Annotated in this window: 11 protein-coding genes; 8 read left to right on the top strand and 3 right to left on the bottom strand. The window is 34.5% G+C overall.

All coding sequences use genetic code 11. The features are described 5' to 3' along the window. Positions 1 to 67: 67 nt before the first annotated feature. The 3 genes from N2Z72_04535 to N2Z72_04525 all read left to right on the top strand — a co-directional run bounded on the left by N2Z72_04535 (position 68) and on the right by N2Z72_04525 (position 5,242). Positions 68 to 1,414, top strand: a complete 1,347-nt coding sequence (locus tag N2Z72_04535; GenBank protein ID MCX7696946.1) for a T9SS type A sorting domain-containing protein — start codon at positions 68 to 70, stop codon at positions 1,412 to 1,414. A gap of 416 nt (positions 1,415 to 1,830) precedes the next feature. Beyond that, a complete protein-coding gene (locus N2Z72_04530) occupies positions 1,831 to 4,503 on the top strand; it encodes a histidine kinase (protein ID MCX7696945.1) in 2,673 nt (890 codons plus the stop codon). Position 4,504: 1 nt separating this feature from the next. Next, positions 4,505 to 5,242 (top strand): LytTR family DNA-binding domain-containing protein, encoded by a 738-nt coding sequence (locus tag N2Z72_04525; protein MCX7696944.1) that lies wholly within the window; start codon positions 4,505 to 4,507, stop codon positions 5,240 to 5,242. Between the two features lie 205 nt (positions 5,243 to 5,447). Here the strand turns inward: N2Z72_04525 and N2Z72_04520 are convergent, their stop codons facing one another. Beyond that, entirely contained in the window at positions 5,448 to 7,046 is a 1,599-nt protein-coding gene (locus N2Z72_04520; GenBank protein ID MCX7696943.1) for a DUF4139 domain-containing protein, read from the bottom strand. 103 nt (positions 7,047 to 7,149) lie between these two features. Here N2Z72_04520 and N2Z72_04515 point away from each other — a divergent pair, with 103 nt between their 5' ends. Together N2Z72_04515 and N2Z72_04510 are read left to right on the top strand one after the other, a co-directional pair. Further along, positions 7,150 to 9,927: a TonB-dependent receptor gene (locus tag N2Z72_04515; protein ID MCX7696942.1), complete on the top strand. Its 2,778-nt coding sequence runs from the start codon at positions 7,150 to 7,152 to the stop codon at positions 9,925 to 9,927. Between the two features lie 150 nt (positions 9,928 to 10,077). Beyond that, positions 10,078 to 11,487, top strand: a complete 1,410-nt coding sequence (locus N2Z72_04510; protein ID MCX7696941.1) for a hypothetical protein — start codon at positions 10,078 to 10,080, stop codon at positions 11,485 to 11,487. A gap of 56 nt (positions 11,488 to 11,543) precedes the next feature. Here the strand turns inward: N2Z72_04510 and N2Z72_04505 are convergent, their stop codons facing one another. After that, the gene (locus tag N2Z72_04505; protein ID MCX7696940.1) at positions 11,544 to 14,639 is read right to left on the bottom strand and encodes a class I tRNA ligase family protein; all 3,096 of its coding nucleotides are present in this window, start codon (positions 14,637 to 14,639) and stop codon (positions 11,544 to 11,546) included. Positions 14,640 to 15,104: 465 nt separating this feature from the next. On the opposite strand from N2Z72_04505, the gene pckA reads away from it, so the two are divergent. After that, the gene (gene pckA / locus N2Z72_04500; GenBank protein MCX7696939.1) at positions 15,105 to 16,733 is read left to right on the top strand and encodes a phosphoenolpyruvate carboxykinase (ATP); all 1,629 of its coding nucleotides are present in this window, start codon (positions 15,105 to 15,107) and stop codon (positions 16,731 to 16,733) included. A 26-nt stretch (positions 16,734 to 16,759) separates the two neighbouring features. After that, the gene (locus tag N2Z72_04495) at positions 16,760 to 19,642 is read left to right on the top strand and encodes a hypothetical protein (GenBank protein MCX7696938.1); all 2,883 of its coding nucleotides are present in this window, start codon (positions 16,760 to 16,762) and stop codon (positions 19,640 to 19,642) included. Between the two features lies 1 nt (position 19,643). On the opposite strand, the gene N2Z72_04490 is transcribed toward N2Z72_04495, so the two are convergent. Next, on the bottom strand, positions 19,644 to 21,743 hold the full coding sequence (locus N2Z72_04490; protein MCX7696937.1) for a hypothetical protein: 2,100 nt from the start codon (positions 21,741 to 21,743) through the stop codon (positions 19,644 to 19,646). 122 nt (positions 21,744 to 21,865) lie between these two features. Between N2Z72_04490 and N2Z72_04485 the strand changes: the two genes are divergently transcribed. Beyond that, a partial coding sequence (locus tag N2Z72_04485) for an alpha/beta hydrolase fold domain-containing protein (GenBank protein ID MCX7696936.1) occupies positions 21,866 to 23,329 on the top strand: 1,464 nt, incomplete at its 3' end.

Here is a 23,329-nt window from a genome sequence, read left to right as displayed (position 1 = left end):
AGAAAATAACCTCTATGCAGTTAGAATTGACTAAATAATATTCTCGATGATTAAATATGTAAAACTCATGATTAAAAAGATTCTTATACACTACAATATTCTTCTTGCTATGATAACTATCTTTGCCCACAAGTGGATGTTGAGCCAAAATTATTTCATTCAATTTACCGCTGATGGTGAATCAACTATCATTGATAGTGTTATCGTAGAAAATATAAGCAAGTGTGAAAAAATCAAAATATCAGGCTCCGACGTGCTAAACTTGACTTCTTCTTTAAGTAACAATGATAACAATTTTTTAAATTATGACCAAGCAAGGTGTATTCCCAACCCATTTGATGAATCTTGTATAGTAATGATAAATGCATATGGCCAAACAAAAGCAATAGTCAATATAATAGATGCTTCCGGAAAAATAATATTTTCTAAAAACATAATATTAGAAAAAGGATCAAATGCGTTACTCATTCAATCACTGCCTATGGGCTTATATCATTTAGAAGTTATTTCAGGAACAATGATCCTAAGACAAAAGCTAATTAGTTTTTGTTTATCATCAAATACGGTCAATATCCAATGTAATGTAGTTCCTGACTACCCTGACGGCAATGCAGTAAAACATTCAAGCAATATCATTCAAATGCTTTATCATTCAGGTGATATCATTAAATTAACTGGTATTTCAGGCGGAATATACAAGACTGTAAAAATAATTAAACCTACCTCAAATGAGATTGTAAATTTCACCTTTGTAAAATGTCAAGATAATAACGGAAATTCATATTCGGTCATAAAAATTGGTAATCAATGGTGGATGGCTGAAAATTTAAATGCCGGAGTGTATGCACCCATCACATCTCCTCAACAAAGTGGAACAAAGTTTTGCATGAATATTAATGGTGTTGCTGATCCTTCATGTCCGATGGGGGGATTATATGAATGGTACAATCTAATGCAGGGGGCATCAGGATGCAATGGAAGCGGTCCTCCCCCTTTTGACCGTTGCCCTGTACCTGTTAGAGGGTTATGTCCTGAAGGTTGGCATATTCCTTCACATTTTGAATGGATTACATTGTTGCGAAATATTAGTAGTAATCCAAATGATTTTCCCTATAACATGTCTACTGGTGTTATTGGTACCGTTGAAGGAGGAATGCTCAAAGATAATTGTTCAAATTATTGGTGGCCTCCAAATGCTGGAGCTACAAATATAAGTGGGTTTTCAGCATTGCCTGGAGGTGACACATGGCAGGGAGTTTTTGAAGATTATGGGCAGAGTGCATATTTCTGGACTTCCACCGCTTACCTTAATTATTCTCCCTGGGTTTACGCTTTAAATTACACTGTTCCTTTAATTGGACGCTCTTTTTATGTACCAGAAAATGGTTTTAGCTGTAGGTGTGTAAAAGATTAATATGTATAGGATTTCCAAACAATACTGATTGATCAAATGTATAAGGTAACTACCCCATTAATATTTTGAAAAAAAATATATTGTAATAATTATTAATATCAAATAAAATTTTTTCCTTTTATGCTATACTTCGAGAGTGCGTAGCATTTCTTCGAACATGAATTAGTTTGAATATGTCGTAATAATGTTGATTTTAACTTTGATATTTTCCATAAACTTCTTTCGTATTTTGCATTAACAACGGGATGATGTACTACTGATAGGTAATAATTTCATAATGTTCACACCAGAGCTACTCTAGAACTACCATATAAAATAAAAACTTCTATTCAGGTATAAAAAAAATCGCAAATCACGTTAATTTTTATTTTTAAATTAAAATAACTAATTTTATGCTTACGACTTTAGAAAAATTTATGAAAAGAAAAAATCTCTTCTACTGGATAAAAACAACGCAATGTTCTGTTTTTTTGTTCCTGATTTTTTCTTTTCTATGGACAAACGCGGATGCTTTCGTTATCAGCAAATTCCAGGAACTGAACTGTAACGTTATATATTCAATTTTTAACGATTCACGAGGTAACGTTTGGTTCTGCACCGATCAGGGAGTTTTTAAATACGATGGAACTCACATTAAGCAGTATACCACGCAAGAAGGATTGCCCGACAACATCGTATTCTCATGTGCTGAAGATATGTATGGAAACATATGGTTTAGAACTTTTAACTCATTGCTTAGTTTCTACAACTTTAATCTTGATACCATTATTTGCCCTTTTTTCCTCAACAATCTTATAACTCAAGTTAATCCCCAGTATGATATTAATACCTCCCTATTTTTTGATGGTAACAGTCTGTTTTATGAATATGAACCAGAAAACAAAACGCTAATTATTAATTTTGCTCAAAAAAACTTTACCCTTGATAACAAAATCTTTTTAAATTCAATAAGAAACTATATAAATTATAACAAGGATTCACTAAGAATAAATATACGTGATTTTTCTTTCAGTGTTCCAAGAAAAGGAAGCCTAACAAAGCTTATTCATAAAAACATACTTGAGTATAAAAAAGATGTTCTTATATCCATTAATAATGTAGTATTTTACCTACACGAAAAAAAAATTAAAAAAAAGAAATTTCCTTTTTATATCTCATCAATGGTAAAATACGATAGCAACTCTGTTTTGCTTACAAGTAAAGATGGTGGATTATATTTTTATAATTTCAAAAACAATGTTTACGAGAAAGTTGACAAGGGCCCTTATCATTATATAATCAAAACCTCTGATTCCTTTTGCTGGCTTGCTTCACTAAATGAAATTTTTACTTTATCATGGGAATATAATACCTACCCATCTTCACATCTAAGTGAAAAAAAAATTCTGAATTTTGATTCGACTTCCATCATAGTAAAAGAGGGAAAATACATCAATGTTTACGTAAACAATAAGTTACGTCTGACTTTTTTACCATCACTTTATAAATGCAGTCAAATTACACCAGAACATATATATATTTCCCATGGAAAATGTTTATTGAGAGTTAATAAGAAAAATAATAAAGTTGATACCGTTCTGAAAAATTTAAGGATACAAACTTTCTGCATCCTTGACTCTATCATTTTGATAGGAAACAATAGGGGTTTATATTTTAAGCGAAAAAACTCTTTAGAAAAAATATCAAGCTATTACGTAAATGATATAAAATATCATCAAGGGTACTTTTATGTCGCCACGAACGGTTATGGAATCATTATTTTTGACAAAAACTTTAGAACAATTGAAACAATATCTACGCAAGAAGGGTTATATTCAAACTTTATCAAAAAAATATGTGTTGATTCCCTTTCCCAAATCTGGGGCATACTTAATTATGGACTCGTAAAAATAGAAAGAAAAAGGAACAAATTCTATTTCCATTATTTCGATATTGACAGGTTTGGAAAAAATACTTATGAGAACATTTTATTGAAAGATGGTCATATTTATTTACTAAATTCCCGAAATAAGATTAAAACTTACCAATTCATTGATAAAAGTCAATATCAACCTCCTCGGATCTTCGTAGATAAGATAAATACAAGAGAAAAGAATTTTTTTCCTCCTTATGATACAATTCGAGTTTCTTCCCATGATGTGATAAACATTCATGTAAGTTCTTCTTCAATTCCATTTAAGATAAAATATTACGAATTTATCATTAAAAGTGAGGACGAACAGTATAAAATTGTAACAACAGATCAGGATATCTCACTAAAGCTAAAACCTCATTATTATACAATCTTCATTAAATCTGTAAATGAATTAAATATATACTCTGATCCCATTTCTATAGATCTTCACGTTATTCCACGATGGTATGAGACCAATATATTTAAAGTGTTCATAATTTTTATCTCTTTGAGCTTTTTATATTTACTTTTTAATGTTTATACGAAACACAAATCAAAAAGATACCTTCAAAGAATCGAAATAACAGAATTAAAATTACGAACGCTGAACAATCAGCTCAATTCACACCTCATATGGAATATTCTAAACAATATTCTTCATACAGTTAAAGAGGGAAATATCGAAAAGTCTGAAAAATATATTTTATCATTCTCTAATTATTTACGAAACGTTCTTGTCTCTACTCTTGCATCACATATACAACTAGATAAAGAATTAAAACTTATCGAATCTTATTTAATGCTTGAAAAGCTTCGTTATAAAGAAAAACTTACTTTTCAAATCCATAATCTTGTAAATACTCCTGAAAACTATCAGCTTCCCACCATGTGCATACAACCTTTTTTAGAAAACTCTTTAAAATATGGCTTTTACAATAAGAAAGAAAATGAGGTTTTATTGATAAAAGTTAACATAGAACTAGCAGATAAACAAATCATTGTTACCATTACTGATAATGGGCCAGGATATACAACAACCCTTAATCTTAAGAAAGATCATTCCTTGCACAGAGGGCTGGATTTTGTACAAAAAAAATTAAAATTATTTAGCCACTCTTATTTTATTATTAGCAATATTCAAGAAAATGGCTATATTTGTGGAACAAGAGTTCAAATTTTTATAAATTTGACATAAGATGTATAAATGTTTGATAATTGAAGATGAACTAGAATCTTTGAATCTTCTACTTAAGGAGTTGGAAAATTATAGTTTTTTTAAAATTAAAGATACAGCGGATAGCATCAAAACAGCTCTTGAAAAACTTCAAAGTTTTACATATGATCTTGTCTTTGCAGACATTCAACTTAAAGATGGTCTCATTTTTAATTTATTCGAACAACTGGATTATTACAATTTCGAAATTATTTTTATCACTTCCTATGATGATTATATTTTAAAAGCATTGCGTTTAAATGCAATTGACTATTTACTTAAACCTATTGATAAAGAAGAACTAAGGAATGCCATTAACAATTTTATAAAACACTGTGATAACGTAAAACGTTCAAATGTAAGAATTGAAAATCTTGTTAGTAATTACAATGGTCAGTTCAAAAAAATAGTCATCCCAACAGAAAATGAATATTTTCTTATAAGCATTCATCTTATTGAATTCCTTGAATCAGCTGGAAGTTATACTATCATTTATACTTCAGATAATAATTCATACGTAAGTAGCAAATCTTTGGGTTTCTTTGAAGAACTTTTAAAAGAATATTTCTTTCTGAGAATTCATCAACAATTTATAGTAAATCTTAAAAAGGTTTCTTCTATTTATAAAAATAAGCCATTGTTTATAAAACTTCAGTCGGGCAAAACCTTGCCTGTGACCAGGTTCAAAAAATCTGAATTCATTAAACTCTTTTTATCTTGACAACTAAGTCGACAAAACATATACTAGAAATACATTGCACCAAGCAAGTGCGAATTGAAATAAATTAGAAAACATAATTCTTCTTGAAATTTTACCAACACTAGGCGCTATAACCTACCCCTTGATATGAAATCATAATTTACTTTAAAACCTAATATTAAGATTATAACTTTAGTATCCTACAGGTTATATCTAAAGTAATCTTTTACTCTAAATAAATCACTTTATTTTTAGGAAATTTAACACTATATTTAATGGTCTTCTTAGTAACTTCTCCAGGCTTAAGGTTAACTACCCAACTTACAATGCCTGTTTTTTCATCTAGGATGCCATCACTTTTTTCAATCTGGTCGACAGTTAAATCTTTATTCGTTGAGATGGGAAACTGATCTTGAATTAAAATAGTAACAGGTTTGTTTTTGTTGTTTTTTATCGTGATCTCCCATCCTTTGTTGATCTTCTTGTAATTGCCAAGGATCGACTTTGATGTAAAATCTTTGATGCGTTCACGCTGAACACTAATGGATTTATCAATTCCTAATGATATTTCCATAGTATCTTCAACGGATGTAGGATTAATATAAGTTTTTCCAACAAAAGCATTTTGTAAGAATACACTGGCTTCTCCTGGTAACAAATTAAGTCCCTCCCAATCCGTAAGTCTTGCAAGCAAGTAAGCTTCTGTAGCTAATTTAGGAACAACATAATACCGATAAAGGGTATTAATTTCAAATGACGTTACCTCAATAATTTTGTCTCTACCATTTCCTTCTATAGTGTAAGGTAGATCAATTTTGTATAATACATGAATGGGTGTTTCAACAGATTCGGTATATTGAGTAGCTGTTTGTATTGATTGATCCATTTCTTTCATCACAGGTGCATTTGCTTTAAATTTTTCACCCTTTGCATCATCGTAATAACTCTGTCTAATTGGATAGTTATCGTACAAATACAAGTACCATGGGTCAAGTACAGGTGCTATATTATTTTGCCGCGGATTAGCAGTCGATAGAGTAAGGCGAATATTGTCCCAGTTTTCCGAAGTATTTTGATATACCTGAGCTTTAAGTGTTAGATGAGCTTTTTCCTGAATATCTTTCACATGCACGTCGTAAAAAGGCCTCCATCCTGCATCTGGAATGTAATACTTAACCTGAAGTTGTGCGTTGGTTGAATTGTTGACCTTTACTTGAATAGCTATTTCCCCTACCGGTTGTTGTGACGAAGCTTGTATTTCCTGTAATTGAGCATTTAACTTGTTTAATCTTTCTGTCAATTTATCAACTTTTTCTTGTTCTTCTTGTTGTCGGGATTTTACATCAGCTAACCTCGAACGAATAAAATCTGCAGTAGCTTTCAACACATCAACATTTAAGCCAGTATTCTGACCTCCCACTACCTTGTTTGCCTTTATCATTTCTTCTTCTGCATTAAGTACAGCAAGAGCATTGTTATGAGTTTTAATTTGTTTCTGTAGTAATTGAATAGAATCTTTTAATACCTTAACTTTTGGTAACAGATAATCCCCCAAATAATTGTTTCTGAACTCTACAAAAAGGATAGTTAAATCACCTTTACCTTCCACATATACAGAAGAAGGATTGACGTTGGGAGGTAAATTACCTAAGACCAGTTCATATACACCTGTAGAAAGTGATATCTTTCCTACACGCTCAATTTCTGCTCCAGCAAAGAAAACTGTTACCGACTCTATCCGGGTATCTATTCTTTTTACTTCCTGTGTGAAAGATAAGATGCTTAAAAACATTGATGATAAAAAAACCAAATTTGTTTTATTCATAATTTTTTACAAATTTAAGCTTTTTAAATTTTATCTATAATTTACAATTTCTTAACATGAAATTAAACATCAGATCATGCTAATCTAATTTATTTGAAAAAAAATGCGCTTTTGTGTTGGATTGCTTTCATTTTTAGCTTTTGTTAAATTTTGTTATAGCCAGACGTATAAAATAACAGGAAAAGTATACGACAATAATACGAGAGAACCTTTAATTGGGGCCACTGTTTTCATGCTAGGTTCAAGCATAGGCACCTCCACAGATACGGACGGAAGCTTTATACTCGATAACCTAAAAAAAGGAACATACACTCTCGTTGTCACTTTCCTGGGGTATAAGTCAGATACATTGAAAAACTTTTCTGTTGTGAGCCCTTCTCACTACGTTGAAATTTATTTAACTGAAAATAACAGAACACTTAAACAAGTTGATATTATATCAGAACGCATTCAGCATAGCGAAAATTCTATTCTTCAGGATATGAAGCGTAGCGAAACTGTAAGTAATGGCGTTTCTAGCGAACTGATTTCAAAGAATCAAGACAAAAATACAGCTGAAGCAATTAAACGAATACCAGGCATTACCATTCAAAATGAGCAATTCGTTGTCATTCGTGGATTAGCCGACCGTTACAATATCACTTATCTTAATCATTCTATGGCTCCCAGCTTTGAAAACGATAAAAAATCTTTTGCTTTTGACATGTTGCCTACTAGCATGATTGAACGCATCATGGTTTACAAAACAGGTAATGCTGAATTCCCGGCCGAATTTAGTGGTGGCATGGTACAGGTTGTGACAAAAAAATATGTGGATAGTAATTTTACACAAATCTCCATTTCACAAAAAATCAACGAACTTACCACGTTCCATGATTTTAAAACCGATAAGTTGTACTTCTCTGAATATTTCGGTTTTACAAATAGGAGAAACTATTCAGAAAAATTTCCAGCTGTCATCCATTCGCAAAATGGTTTGATTGCAGCTCAAATGTTACCAAATACTTGGAAAATTTCATCTGTTATGGCATTACCCGATCCAAGTTTAAATATAACCACAGGACATAAATTTAAACTCTACCAGAAAAATTTATCAAATCTCTTTTCACTTGGTTACTCAAGTAATCATAAGACACAATATAATTCTATCATTAACTACAACATGTACATTCCCGAAGTCGGTCATTGCGATACCATTTATCGCTTCAACGACCAAAGCTATCAATTTAAAAGCCACATCTATGCAATACACTCCATGACGCTTTTTCTCAGCAATCAACATTTAGTAGAACTAAAACAACTTTTTAGCCAAGGAAATTCTAATACTATCATCGAAAGAGAAGGCATAAACTTCGAAGAAGGTGTATTGGTAAAAAATTATTCTTTCAACTATCAAGAAAGACGTCTTTATCATGCTCAATTGCATGGGGAAGTTGGTCAGGACGAAAAACAAAAAATTTCATGGACTACTTTTTTTAATTCTTCTTTTAGTAATCAGCCCGACTATAAAAGAGTACGCACAGTAAAAGACCTATACGAAAGTGAATTGCCAATTCCATACCAGGTTATTATTCCACCTTCTGCTTCAACCCTAGACGCTGGGAGATTTTTCGCTAATCTTCGTGAATATAATTTAGGTGGAAATATCCAATTTCAAAAAACATTTAAAAATGAGAAAGAACAATCCCTTTTTGGTCTAAAAGCAGGGTTAGGATATGATCAGAAAAAAAGATCCTTTCAGGCAAGATGGATCTCGTACAAGCAATACAACACATCTACTTTTGACTATAATCTACTGACTTTACCAATCGATGAACTTTTCGAACATGAAAACTTTAATACACGAGGCCTAACTCTTGTTGAAGGAACCAATCCGAGCGACCGTTACCATGCTGAAAACCAGTTATTTTTTGGTTATGTTTCCTCTCAATGGACAGTTGTCAAGAAAATCAAAGTTATCTCTGGGTTGAGATTGGAACACAATACGATCTCCCTATACAGCAGAAATTATAGCAACCAACCCGTTGAAGTTTTCAATCCAATTCTTACTTGGCATCCCTACCTGAACTCCATATATCAGTTCGACGAAAAGAACCTACTACGTTTGGCATATTTTAAATCCATCAACAGGCCAGAATTTAGAGAATTAGCTCCTTTCGCTTATTACGACTTTAGTTTTAACAACGTACTTATAGGAAATGAAAACCTCAATCATGCTATCATTCATAACATCGATTTTAGATGGGAATATTATAGTTATCCTGACATGATGATGAACGTAGGGGTTTTTTATAAATACTTTTTGAATCCTATTGAGATGTATTATGTACCCGGTTCAGGAAGTGGAGGAACAAGAAATTTTACATTTAAAAATGCCCAAAACGCACGTAACTATGGTATGGAAACAGAACTACGTAAGTCCTTTTCTTTTACGAACATTGTTTTTAATAAAATAGACATAATATTTAACACAGCATATATTTTTAGCCAAGTAAATTTAGGTGAAACTAACGGTCAGAAAAACACTCGTATGCTTATGGGCCAGTCTCCGTATATTCTCAACTTGGCTATGTATTTAGAAAACACGATGAAAAAATGGCAATTAGCTCTTCTCTATAATGTCGTTGGGAAAAGAATCGCTATGGTTGGCACTTATGGTACACCCGATATTTATGAAATGCCTCGTAATATGGTTGACATCTCTTTGAGCAAAAAAATTAATAAAGTAAAGCTGGTATGCGGTATTAACAACCTCATCAATGCAAAAATCAAATTGATTCAAGATTCCAATGAAGATAACAAAATTAACCATAAAGACGACACAGTCTTTGAAGCCGCCACAGGTCGAAATTTTCACTTTAGTTTTTTGTTTTCATTCTAGGCTAAAAATTTGAATCAGAATCTTGAAATGTTGTATGAAAAACTTCGAAGTTTAACATGTGATTCGATTTTATTTCATAAATAATTAAAAGCCAGTTAATCATAAGAATACATGAGTAATTTTACTTTGAAACATCAAAAATCTAAGAACATGAAAAGAAAATTGTTTCTAAGTTTGTCCACGTTAAGCATGGTTTTGTTTTTGTTTTTTTCTATCTCTTGTAGCAAAAAGGAAGGGTGCACAGATCCGACTGCATTGAATTACGATGCAGAAGCTGAAAAAGATGATGGATCTTGCCAGTATCCACAACCAGCAAGCGTAGTTACTTTGCAAGGTTCTATTACATCCGACATGCAATTGACAGCTGATAAAAAGTACTTGCTCAAAGGGTTTGTTTATGTAGAAGCTGGTGCTACTTTGACTATTGAGCCTGGTACGATTATCATGGGAGAAAAGGAAAGTAAGGGATCCTTGATCATCAAGCGTGGTGGAAAAATTATCGCAGAAGGAACTCCACAAAAACCTATTGTCTTTACATCTAATCAGCCAGCAGGGCAGCGAGATTATGGTGATTGGGGTGGAATCATTATCTGTGGTAAAGCACCTGTTAACCTGCCGGGAGGAGAGGGTCTTGTTGAAGGTGGTCCCGACGCATACTACGGTGGAAATGATCCAGAAGACAATTCTGGAAAACTTAAATACGTGCGCATAGAATTTGCGGGGATCGCTTATCAGCCAAATCAAGAAATCAATGGACTTACTTTAGCAGGTGTTGGAAATAAAACTGAAATTGATTATGTGCAAGTATCATATTGTGGTGACGATGCATTTGAATTCTTTGGAGGAACTGTAAATGTAAAACATCTCGTGTCTTTCAGAACATGGGATGATGATTTTGATACTGATAATGGTTGGTCTGGTATGGCACAATTCTGCGTTGCCCTTCGTGATCCTAACATTGCTGATCAATCGGGATCGAATGGTTTTGAATCTGATAATGATGCACAAGGAACGAATGCCACTCCATATACATCAGGAATTTTCTCCAACGTCACCATCCTGGGTCCGATCAATCCAAATAACACTAATTACAATGCACAATTCAAACGGGCAGCTCACCTAAGAAGAAACACTCAATTAAAAATCTTCAATTCGGTTCTGGCTGGATTTCCTGTTGGGTTATACATTGATGGGACCCTTACTGAACAAAACGCTCAAAATGGTGATCTAATCTTTAAAGATAATATTATTGCTGGTTGCAGCACCAATCTAACAGTTGCTAGTGGGAGCACTTTTGACATCCAAACCTGGTACAATGCTCAAGGGCAAAACAACCAAATTCTAAGTTTCAATGATTTAAAACTAAATGCTAACACATGGAATTTATCTGCTCCAAACTTCTTACCTGATGCAACTTCCCCACTTTTGTCCGGGGCTAATTTTAATCATCCTTTTCTTCAAAATACTTTCTTTACCGTTGTAAATTATAAGGGTGCTTTCGGAACTACCGACTGGACAGCTACTTGGACCAATTTTGATCCAAAAAATACCAATTATTAAAATACAGACTTAGTTTCAAAAAGCTGCCTGTAGGCAGCTTTTTTATTTTTTTATCATCATACAACTACGTTGATTATTTTGTTAGGTACGATGACCCACCTTTTAGGCTCTTTTCCCTGCAACCATTTTTGACCCTCTGAAGAGCTTAAAATTTTTTGTTTGATTTCTTCTTCTGTAGCTCCAACAGGTACTGTAATTAAAAATCTCATTTTGCCATTAAAAGACACAGGATATTGAATAGTATCTTCGATGAGATACTTTTCATCGTACACCGGATATGGCTCATACGTTATGGTATGCTCATTTCCCATACGGTGCCAAAGTTCTTCTGCTATATGAGGAGCAAATGGATGAATAAGAATAAGTAAAGGTTTGAGGATTTTTTCTTTCCTGCAATTCAAAGCCGTAAGCTCGTTGACACATATCATAAAAGTGCTTATACAAGTGTTAAGCGAAAATCTTTCTATGTCTTCGGTTATTTTTTTAATGGTTGAATGTAATATTTTCCATTCCTGAGAAGTTGGTTCCTCTTGAGACATTTTAATTTCTCCATTTTCGTCTACGTACCTTCTCCAAAACTTTTTTAAAAACCTATAAACTCCTTCGATTCCATTAGTATCCCATGGTTTAGATTGTTCTACTGGCCCTAAGAACATTTCGTACATGCGAAGTGTATCAGCACCATACTTTTCAATGATTTCATCAGGGTTTTGGACGTTATATCTGGATTTTGACATTTTTTCAATTTCATATCCACAATAGTACTTCCCATTCTCTTCAAGAATAAATTCGGCATCTCTGAACTCAGGTCTCCAGCGCTTGAAACCCTCAATATCCAAAATATCGTTATGGACAAGATTGATATCTACGTGCATAGGAAAAGAGAAATGTTCACGCCCATATATATTTTTAGAAACAAATATGGGTTTTTCTTCCCAAATAGACATTGGTTCATAGACTGGGATATCCTGACCATTAAGAAAATCTTTGATTTTCTCAATTACATCGTCGGTGTGGAGAATGACATCATTTAAGTTAAAAACCAATAAACCATAACCTTTGCTTTGAGCATAATTCTTCTTCTGATCCAAAGTCTCTAGGATGGATTGATGTCTGCTTACATCAATGTAGAGTTTTTTTTCATGACAAACAAAATCGCAAACACATTCATCATTCTTTTCGTTCTTTTCAAAAAGTACACCCAGTTGTTTATTTTTGATAAGTTCCCACAAAATAAATTCAGCCATGGCTTCAGGTTTTACTCGATAGACAAAATTGCTTCGTCCCTGAATCATCCCCTGGTTGATGAGTTTTTTAAAAGGCTCGTCATTGGGAACCATGCCAAGGTCGTACAAGAATTTATTCCAAAAACGAGCATAAATAAGATGCCCGGTTGCATGTTCAGCACCCCCTACATAAAAGTCCACATTTTTCCAATAATTGACAGCTTCTACAGAGAAATATTCTTTATCGTTGTGAGGATCCATAAATCTTAAATAATATCCACTACTTCCAGCAAAGCCAGGCATGGTTGATGTTTCGTAAGGGTATCCTTCTTGGGTATGCCAGTTTTTTGCACGTGCCAAAGGTGGTTCTCCATGCTCAGTAGGCAAATAGCTATCCACTTCTGGTAACTCAAGAGGTAATTTATCTTCATCTAATGGATAGGGTACCCCATCTTTATAATAAATGGGAAATGGTTCTCCCCAATATCGTTGACGACTAAAAACGGCATCTCTTAATTTGTATTGAATAGTTCTTTTACCAAAACCATGCTCTTCGGCGAATTGAATAGCTTTTTCTATAGCTTGTGGTACACTTAGGCCATTTAAAATGCCACTGTTAATACAAATTCCACGTTTTTCCTCATAAGCACATTCAGAGATATTTCCCCCTTGAATCACTTCAATAATAGGTAATCCATAACGTTTGGCGAAAAGATAATCACGTTGATCGTGAGCAGGAACACACATAACAGCTCCGGTTCCATACGTAGCAATAACATAATCTGCTATCCAAATAGGTACGGCTTTTCTCGTAAAAGGGTTGATAGCATAAGATCCTGTAAATATACCTGTTGGTTCATGTGAATCAGCCATTCTTTCTCTTTCCGACCTATTGATAACTTTGCTCAGATATGCTTTTACCTGCTTTTCCAACGAAGGATGAATAATTTTATCCACATACTTACTTTCAGGTGCCACTGCCATGAAAGTGACTCCATAAATCGTATCAGGTCTAGTAGTAAAGATTTCGATGTATTCTCTGGGATTGTCAACTAGCATAAATTTAACTTGCAAGCCTTCACTTTTGCCGATCCAATTTCGTTGCATTTCCTTGATACTTTCTGGCCAATCGATACGATCTAAACCCTCTAGTAAACGATCAGCATACGCCGTTATGCGTAATGCCCATTGTTTCATGAGCTTTCGCTCAACCGGATATCCACCACGAATGCTATAACCCTCACTAACTTCATCATTGGCCAACACTGTCCCTAATGCAGGACACCAATTAACCCATGTTTCACTCAAATAAGCAAGTCGATAATCCATTAAAATTTCCTGCTTCTTTTTTTCTTCAAACGACTTCCATTCCTTAGCCGTAAATGTAACCTTACAAGAATGTGCAGCATTCACATGTAAGTTTCCCTCTCGCTCAAAAATGTTAATCAATTCGTCTATGGGTCTAGCCTTTTCAATGGACTTATCATACCAATGCTTAAATAATTTTAAAAAGGTCCATTGTGTCCATTTATAATATTTCGGATCTGATGTTCGTATTTCTCGATCCCAATCATACGAAAGTCCAATAAGTTTTAATTGTTCTTTATATCGTTGAATATTTCTTTCTGTCGTAATGGCAGGATGTTGACCAGTTTCAATAGCATATTGCTCGGCCGGAAGACCAAAGGAATCGAATCCCATAGGATGTAGCACATTATAGCCTTTGTGACGCATGTAATGAGCTACGATATCAGAAGCAATATACCCCAATGGGTGTCCCACATGCAGCCCCGCTCCAGAAGGATAAGGAAACATATCAAGAACATAATACTTGGGTTTTTGATGATCTATTTCAGTTTTGAACGTTTTATTTTTTTCCCAGTAAAGTTGCCACTTTCTCTCTATCTCCCTGTGGTTATATTCCATAACAAGTTTTTTGCAAAAATAGGAAAAGAAAAGCTCTCCTGAAATTTAAAAAAGAATCGTCAAATGCGGTGAATGGCTACAAATAATGAATAAATCCAATGGTATGCTTGATCATGTTAGATGGAAAATGCTGCACTAAGCAAAGTTTCAAATTTCAACATACTGTAAGCTATACATTGATTTCTAGAGGTTTAGTTATGTTTGAAATTATCTCCTCGTACAATCAATTTTGAAGCATGTTATGGTGAATATATCCAAACGAGTCAAATCAATATCTTCTATCGCTAAATTCTTTTCGTCAAAAATCAAGCACAAATATCTCATCAGAATTTATTTGTAGTAAGGAACTAAATTTCTTGATTTTTAAATCAATTACATCTTAAGGTTAAAAAAGTTTACAAAATATTAATTTTTACAAATGTTTTAAACATAAAAAGTTAGCGAAAAATTTAACTTTGTGAAAAAATGAATAAGAAAATCCAGTATATTCAAGAACTAATTAAACATAAACCTGTCTTTGCTAATCTTACTTATGAAGAATTAAGATTGCACGAAACAACGAACGAAGATGGATTTGAAAAAGTATATGTAGCATCTTCCAAAGCTTTAATTGTTCGGACAGGCAAGTTTACCGGTCGTTCACCGAAAGACAAATACGTGGTGATGGACGATCACACTAGTAAGCTAATCTGGTGGGCTGGAGATAAACCTGAAGCTCGAGGCAGCGACAATCATCCCATGTCAATTGAGACGTGGAACCATTTATTTAATCTTTGCACAAATCATATTAAATTAAGCGATAAGCCCCTTTATGTTATGGATGTTATTGTAGGGGCTCGCCCCGAACATTCTATACGGGCACGCATTATTACTGAGATTGCCTGGGCAGCTCACTTTGCAAAAAATATGTTTATCTCGCCAAAACACGAGGAACTTAATCACTTCGAACCAGATGTAATCATGCTTCATTTGCCTCGATGTACCAATCCGAATTGGAAAGAACAAGGACTCAATAGTGAAGTTTTCGTTGCTTTTAATTTTTCAGAAAATATGATTTTAATTGGTGGAACTTGGTATGGAGGAGAAATCAAGAAAGCTTTTTTTACCTGGATGAATTATCACCTCCCTTTACGTGGCGTCGCATCGATGCATTGCTCAGCCAACGCAGGAACAAATGGAGATACTGCCTTATTTTTCGGTCTCTCTGGAACTGGTAAAACAACCCTTTCAAGTGATCCTGATCGGTGGCTTATTGGAGATGACGAACATGGATGGGACGATGAAGGAATCTTTAATTTTGAAGGAGGATGTTATGCTAAATGTATTCATCTATCTTCTAAACTAGAACCAGACATATATCAGGCTATTCGCGAAAATGCTATTCTCGAAAACGTTGTTTTCGATTCAATAACTGGCAATGTAGATTACGACAATGATTCTATCACGGAAAACACTCGTGCTTCGTTTCCTATCTACCATCTTCAAAAAATCGTACCACCACCTTCTATTGGAAGGCACCCATCTATCATCATTTTTCTCACAGCTGACGCATTTGGAGTATTTCCACCTGTAGCTAAGCTTACGCGCGAACAAGCTATTTATTATTATCTTGGAGGATTTACTAGCAAACTAGCTGGAACCGAACGTGGTATCATCGAACCAAAACCCACCTTTTCTGCTTGCTTTGGCGCTGCCTTTCTTCCACTTCCACCCATACGCTACGCCGAAGAACTAGTCAAAAAAATTGACCAATATCATACTAGTGTGTATTTAGTCAATACAGGATGGATAGAAGGTCCTTATGGTATTGGTCATCGTATTCCTTTGCCCATTACACGAAAAATCATCAAAGGAATCCTTGATGGAACTATCGAACGTGAACCATTCATTATTCTTAATCATCTCCAACTTAGCGTTCCCAAACAATTCATGGATCTCGACCTTTCCTTTCTTAACCCACGCAATACATGGACCGATAAATCAGCTTATGACGCTCAACTTAAAAAACTTAGCCAAATGTTTTCTGATTACATGAACATCTATAAAACATGGGATGAGAAATATCATTTTCTCAATGCAGGACTACCCCTCTAAAACATTTTTTACATTTTTGTAAAAAAATGAGAACAACGGCTGGAGTATTTGTTTTGTTTTTTATTGCAAAAAATCTCACTTCTCAATATTACATCACCGGACAAGACAAGGCATCCACGAAGTGGTATCAAGTAAAAACTTCTCATTTTCATATCATTTTTCCAGAATCATACAAAAAACATATTCAATCTTTTGCCAACACAAGCGAAAAATATTATCATCTACTAACAAAAACCATCTCGTGGGAAAACAAAACGATTCCTGTTGTATTGTTTACCAACTCCGTAGTCCCCAATGCTTTTTCGCTCTGGACACCTGAGCGAACTGAATTTTACATGACACCAGCTCAACACAATTACGGTCAAGCATGGTATAAACAACTTATTATTCATGAATACCGTCATCTCCTTCAAATGGATAAGCTTAATCAAGGACTTACGAAATTCATGACTTATTTTATTGGACAACACGCTACTGCTATCACGATGGGTTTATTTATGCCTATGTGGTATATGGAAGGAGATGCTGTTATGATAGAAACCTCCCTTAGTCAAACAGGGCGTGGTCGGCTACCATCTTTTGAAAGTAAAATGAAAGCTTTTCTCCTAGAAAACCAGCTTCCTTCATTTGACCAAATGAGTCTTGGCTCATGGAAACGTTTTATACCGGATCAGTATTACTTTGGTTATTATTTCGTAGCTCAAAGCTATGCTCACTATGGGGAAAAACTCTGGGACAATGCTATTAATACAAGTGCCAAGCGATGGTATCTACTGAGTCCTCTTAATGTTGCGTTTCGAAAACAAACAGGAATGTCAAAATCCAAACTTTACGAGTTCTTGTTTTCAGATCTTCAACAAAAATGGAAAAAACTCCAAGACTCCATTAAAAGCCCAAAGTACACACCACTTCGGCTTGCAAAACAACCACGCGTCTATACTCATTACAAATTTCCTATATGGATCAACGATTCCACTATTGTCGCAGAAAAAAGTGGTATGGAAGATTTAGCAAAGATTGTTAAGATAGATCTTCATTCTGGCAAGGAAAAAACTATTCATAGTTTTGGTTTTTTCACACCAGACGAGCCACCGACTTCTGACATGATCCCACTTACCTCTATTCAATTTCCTTACAGTCCAGGAGCATGGACACTTGATAATTTTTCTCGCGGCAACCGATATATATGTTGGGCGGAAAAGAAATGGCACCCTCGATGGCATCACGTATCATATTCGGTCATCAAAATACTTGATCTACAAACTCAAAAAGTCAAGCAAATTACCCGAAAAACCAAATATTTTAGTCCCTCACTTTCGCAGGACGACTCATTGATCGTTGCTATTGAATTCACATCAGATCAACAATGTTCTATTGTTATTATCGAAAGCAAAACAGGGAACAAAATTCAACATTTTCCCCTTCCAGCCGGTCATTTTGCAATGCTTCCTTGTTTTTCTCCAAATAAAAAACAGATTGTCTGCATTACCCAACGACCCGATATAAAGCAACTTGAAATTCTTGATCTCAAATCTGAAAAATGGACTAAACTTCTTTCCGCTCCTTATGAAGACATTCATGCACCTTATTGGTACGGAGACTCCATTTTTTTTACAGCTTCGTTTGATGGAAACGACAACATTTACGTATTCAATCTTATAGACTCATCCATTAATCAAATCACCGAATATCCGTATGCTGCTTATCATCCCCACCTTTTTAAAGACAAAGTTCTCTTCGACGGTTATACTTCTAAAGGAACAAGAATTTTCCTCATCCCTAAAGATAGCTTATCAAACATTCCACTTTCGGAAACTAAGAAAAAAAAGCTATTTCTTGAAAAGCACTATGTCGATCACATGAAAAAAATTTGGGAAGATACGCTAAAAATACAAGATTCCTTCTTTGTTATTAAACCATATCGTAAATTTTCTCATCTTTTTCATTTTCATTCCTGGATTCCATTTTATCCCGACATGGAGAATAATCTTCTTTTGCCAGGAATAAAGTTTCTTAGCCAAGATTTATTGTCTACTTCTATTACTGAACTTGCATATCATTATCGTCCTTATAACCAATCTCACACCATTTCCCTAAATTATGCTTATGCCGGATGGTTTCCCGTGATAAATTTACTTTCCGAATGGAAGGTAACACGTATTCGAAAACAACAATGGTTCTCCATTCACAACACTGCCTTTACTTTAAGTTTACCTTTAAGAACCACCATAAACTCCTTTTGTCAGTCCTACAAAGTATCATTAAGTACAGGTTATCAGCGTATGTTTATGCAAAATTCTCATTCCAAAACATCCGAATTCATTTATGCTTCAGGAGAAATTCTTTTTTCAAATCATCAGAAAATTGCTCCACGCCAATTTGCTCCTCATTGGAGACAAGATGTAAATATCTACTACCAAACTTCCATTCAGAACACATTTCCCCACATACGCTCATGGGAATTACAAACACGTTATTTTTTTCCATCGGTGAGCAAACTTCATTCAATTCAGATGAGTCTTTATGCTCTCCAAAGAGAATATACCAGTTTTCCAACTGATTATAGGATTTTCCAACTTGCACGAGGATACCCCTTCAAAAACCTTTTTAAAGCTTACACCATAGGTGTGAGCTACTACATGCCCATGTTTTATCCTGATCTTCCCTTGGGTTCCATACTTTACATCAAACGAATTCGACTAGGCATGTTTTACGATTATACGGAAGGAAAAATAATACAAAAACAAAATCTATACCTGAGAAGCACCGGTACGGAATGGTTGTTTGACGTGCACCTATTTAGATTTTTCCTTCCTTTGGAGTTGGGATATCGTATTTCTTATCTAATGGACGGAGACAAACCTCTATCTCATCAGGTCTTTTTAGGTATTAATTTTACAGGCTGGTAAATCAGAAACGGACTTGAATTCCCGGGCCAAGAAGCCAAAAAAAGCGAGTTTGAGAGAGAAAATATCCACCACCAAAATAAAGAGGAAAAGTCAGTTTCTCTCTTCTGATCGGGTAGAGACTGAACACTCCCACTAAACTCATGTCGCGATTAACGTCGTTACTAGAAAAATTAAAAGCATTTAAAGCTAGAAAACCCATCCCAACTTTTAAGGGTAAAGCTTTAGCGACCTTGTTTTTTCGGTAAAATGTAAACTGAGCAATCATAGCCATGCTAATCCCACTTAGATTGCCAATTTTTTCAGTACCGGGCTCAATGGTAAGCAAACCTGCAGGAAAAGAAACATCAATATCAAAATGTACCAATTGTTGCAAGATTAACTCCACTTGCTTTTCATATCCCTTTTCTGAATAATAAGAAGCATCATGACGAATGTTTATTAAAATTCTACTCCAGCTATCTAACTGATAAGTTTTGTTTTGTAAAAATTGATTAAGCGATATTTCTTGAACGTTACATTCCTGACATGCATAATGTTCATAACGTGGAGATGATGATCCAGGGCAAAAACATTGTGTAGGCAATTTTAAAATTTCAACAGTTTGTCCACGTCGATCTATAATTTTTAGCTCTATATCGATGTATTGTTTACCGTTCAAGTTTGTAGGCTCATCTATTTTGTCTGGATTTGCACGGATGACAATGTTAGGTATGTTTTTATTGCAAAACAATGGGCTGACAAGCGTAGAGAGCTGTTTAAATCCTTCACCATAATCAATTTCGAGAAAATCAAACGAACGAGGCTTTTGTCTTTCAACGACCTGAATGTAAGACCCTGAGGGTTTGCCAGAAAAAAGAAAGTATAAGCGCGATGGTAGAATGTCTACGGGGATTTTCACCATGAACTTAACTACATCCTCCTTCTGACTGAGTAATGTAAATTCTCCCGCACGCAAACCTTCAATGCCTATCTGAGCTTTATCCAAACTACGTCCTGTAAGTAAGACAATGACTTCTTCTCCGGGATATACCTGATTACCAGTTTTCCATTGTTTTCCGTCACTAGAAATCTGTATAGATTGGATGGTGGGTTTTGGTAAAACACTGAAGTTAGTTAAAAAAATTGGCAAATCTCCATCCTTGATATAAAGTGATCCATCTTGTTGTCTGTGATGGTTGTACAAATACATTTCACATAATACTTTATTGTTTGCCAATGTTTTACGCGTGTAAATTTCTGCAATTAATAAACCTTTATCTTCTTTATTTTCGATCCTATAAGTTTTTTGCAATTTTAATTGACGATGATTTTCTACTAAAATTTCAATAGGATTTCCGATGTTTTCAACATCCAACATAAATTCTTTTTGTTCAAAAGAGAGATATGCTAAACGGCTATTGCGTACTTGAAGCTGTGGTGTAGGCAAGACGAATTCATAGCGAAATTTACCATTTTCCAAAAAAGGCTTATACAAATTAAGATGGATGTCAAAGCTTCTGTTTCCTGCCTGCCATGGGATGACTTGGACCCAAGTTTTTCCCTGTTGAATGCTTACTTTATATGAATAACCGTCTTTATCTATCCAGTTGGATGAAAGGACTAGCCCTTCAAAAGGGACTTCCAACTCCAACATGATTTCCTCGCCAACAAACACCTCTTCGTTTGAAAGGGAACGCCATGAAAAATGATTTTTAAATACAGGAAATAGTTCAAGAAAAGTAATTTCTTCGTGGGTAGAAAATTTAATTAAAATAGGAATAACAATAAAATTATCCTTCACTAGATCACGCATTTTGAGTTTGCATACCCACAAGCCATCAGATATTTCATAAAAAGGCATGACTACATGATAAGAAAATGGTATGCTATCGTAAATTAAACTCACTTCTCCTTTTTTCGTCAGATTTATTTCTACACGTACGATTTCTTCTTTTTGCCTGAACTCAACAGGCAACACATAACGACCATCTACTTTGACCTTATCTTTAAAATACATATATGAATTTGTATCAACGTATACCACAATATCCCTTAACCCTCCGTGTTGAGCAAAAAAAGAATTTACACAAGCAATTAGAACAATACTGATAAATTCTCGCATTTTTTTTCAAAATTATTTAAAACCATTTTCATTCATTGTGTATATTTGCTATAATGTTTAAAAAAATATTTTTTGTTTTAATTACATTTTGCATATTCTTCCAATGTAAGAGAAAAAATCTTTTGTTAGATGTCCAGTATGATCAATGGTATATACTTAAAAACGAAAGAGGTAGCTTATACTTTAAACCGCATCTGAAGCTACCAACAAATGAAATTGAAGGAAAATTTTTTCAAGATAATGGTAATTTCTACCAGCAAACATCCATTGCTTATTTAACATCAAATGGTCTTTTCGATAAAGAAAAAAGGCCCATCATAAAAGGAAACGTTACCACTGAAAAAAATAAAATCATCGTTACTAGCAATGAACAGACCTTGGAATTCCATTTACTAGAGCAAGAAAAAGATCTTCCTCATTATTTCCCTTTTTACGATTCATTTCTCACCCGCGAACAAATCAATCAGGTAACAGTTCAATATGGCAGTGCAAAAGGCTTTTATAGCTCCAAAGTATACAACCATATATCCTCTGAAAATTACGGAGATATTATTCTTGATATACTTGACGAACTACGAAAAAACTTAGCAACACCTCAAACTCTCAACTTAGAAATGGACATTTATTATCCTCGAATACCTCTGAAATACAAATTACCAGTTTTGTTTTTGTTTCATGGCGGAGCTTTTGTCATAGGCGACAAACAAGACAGATTACAAAAAGAGTTAGCAAATTATTTTGCTGCACGGGGTTATGTGGTTGTCAGTGTAAACTATCGTCTTGGCTATGTAGCTATTCCCGGACTTTATAGCAACTTGGAAAGAGCCATGTATAAAGCCGTTCAAGACGCACGAGCAGCCATGAGATGGATGGCAAAACACGCCAACAAGTATGGCATCGATCCTCATATGTTTTTTCTTGCAGGTAACAGTGCAGGTGGCTTCATCAGTCTTATGACAGCTTTTATGAAAGAAGATGAAGTTTTCCCCTCAACTCGTGGAAGCACATTTTTGCTTCAACCCGATCTTGGTTGCCTCGATTGCTCTGGTAATGACTTCAAAGTAAACTATTCTATTCGCGGTGTTGTTAATCTTTGGGGTGGATTGTTAGATTTAAATTTAATAGATCGCGATGAAAAAATTCCTTTATTGCTTATTCATGGTGAAAATGATCAAATAGTTCCTGCTGACTATAATTATCCTTTTCAAAACGTTTCACCTGAAGCAGGTTCCCTACTTTCTGCTTCCATCTATGGTTCAAAACGCATTTTTGAACACGCGCGAAAATTAAATTTGCCTGTTTCTCTTTATCTCATACCTAACGAGGGACATGAACCCCAATTAGATTCAACCTTTCAACTAACTCATTGGCTGGATAGTATTCAAACTAAAATGCGAGAATTTCTCTATGGCATAATTGTCAAATCTCTTTCTCCTCTTAAGATATGGACATGGGATGAACTTCCACATCGTTTTAGAATTAAAACCAATCATTCGATTAAATTATATCGTGTTTATCCTGAAAATATCCTTTTTACAGAAGAAGACAGCACCTATCGGCTTATCGTTTTAGACTCTCAACCAGAC

This window comes from Bacteroidales bacterium (genome assembly GCA_026418905.1).
Classification (GTDB): Bacteria; Bacteroidota; Bacteroidia; order Bacteroidales; family DTU049; genus JAOAAK01.
This window is presented reverse-complemented; position numbering and strand designations above follow the sequence as displayed.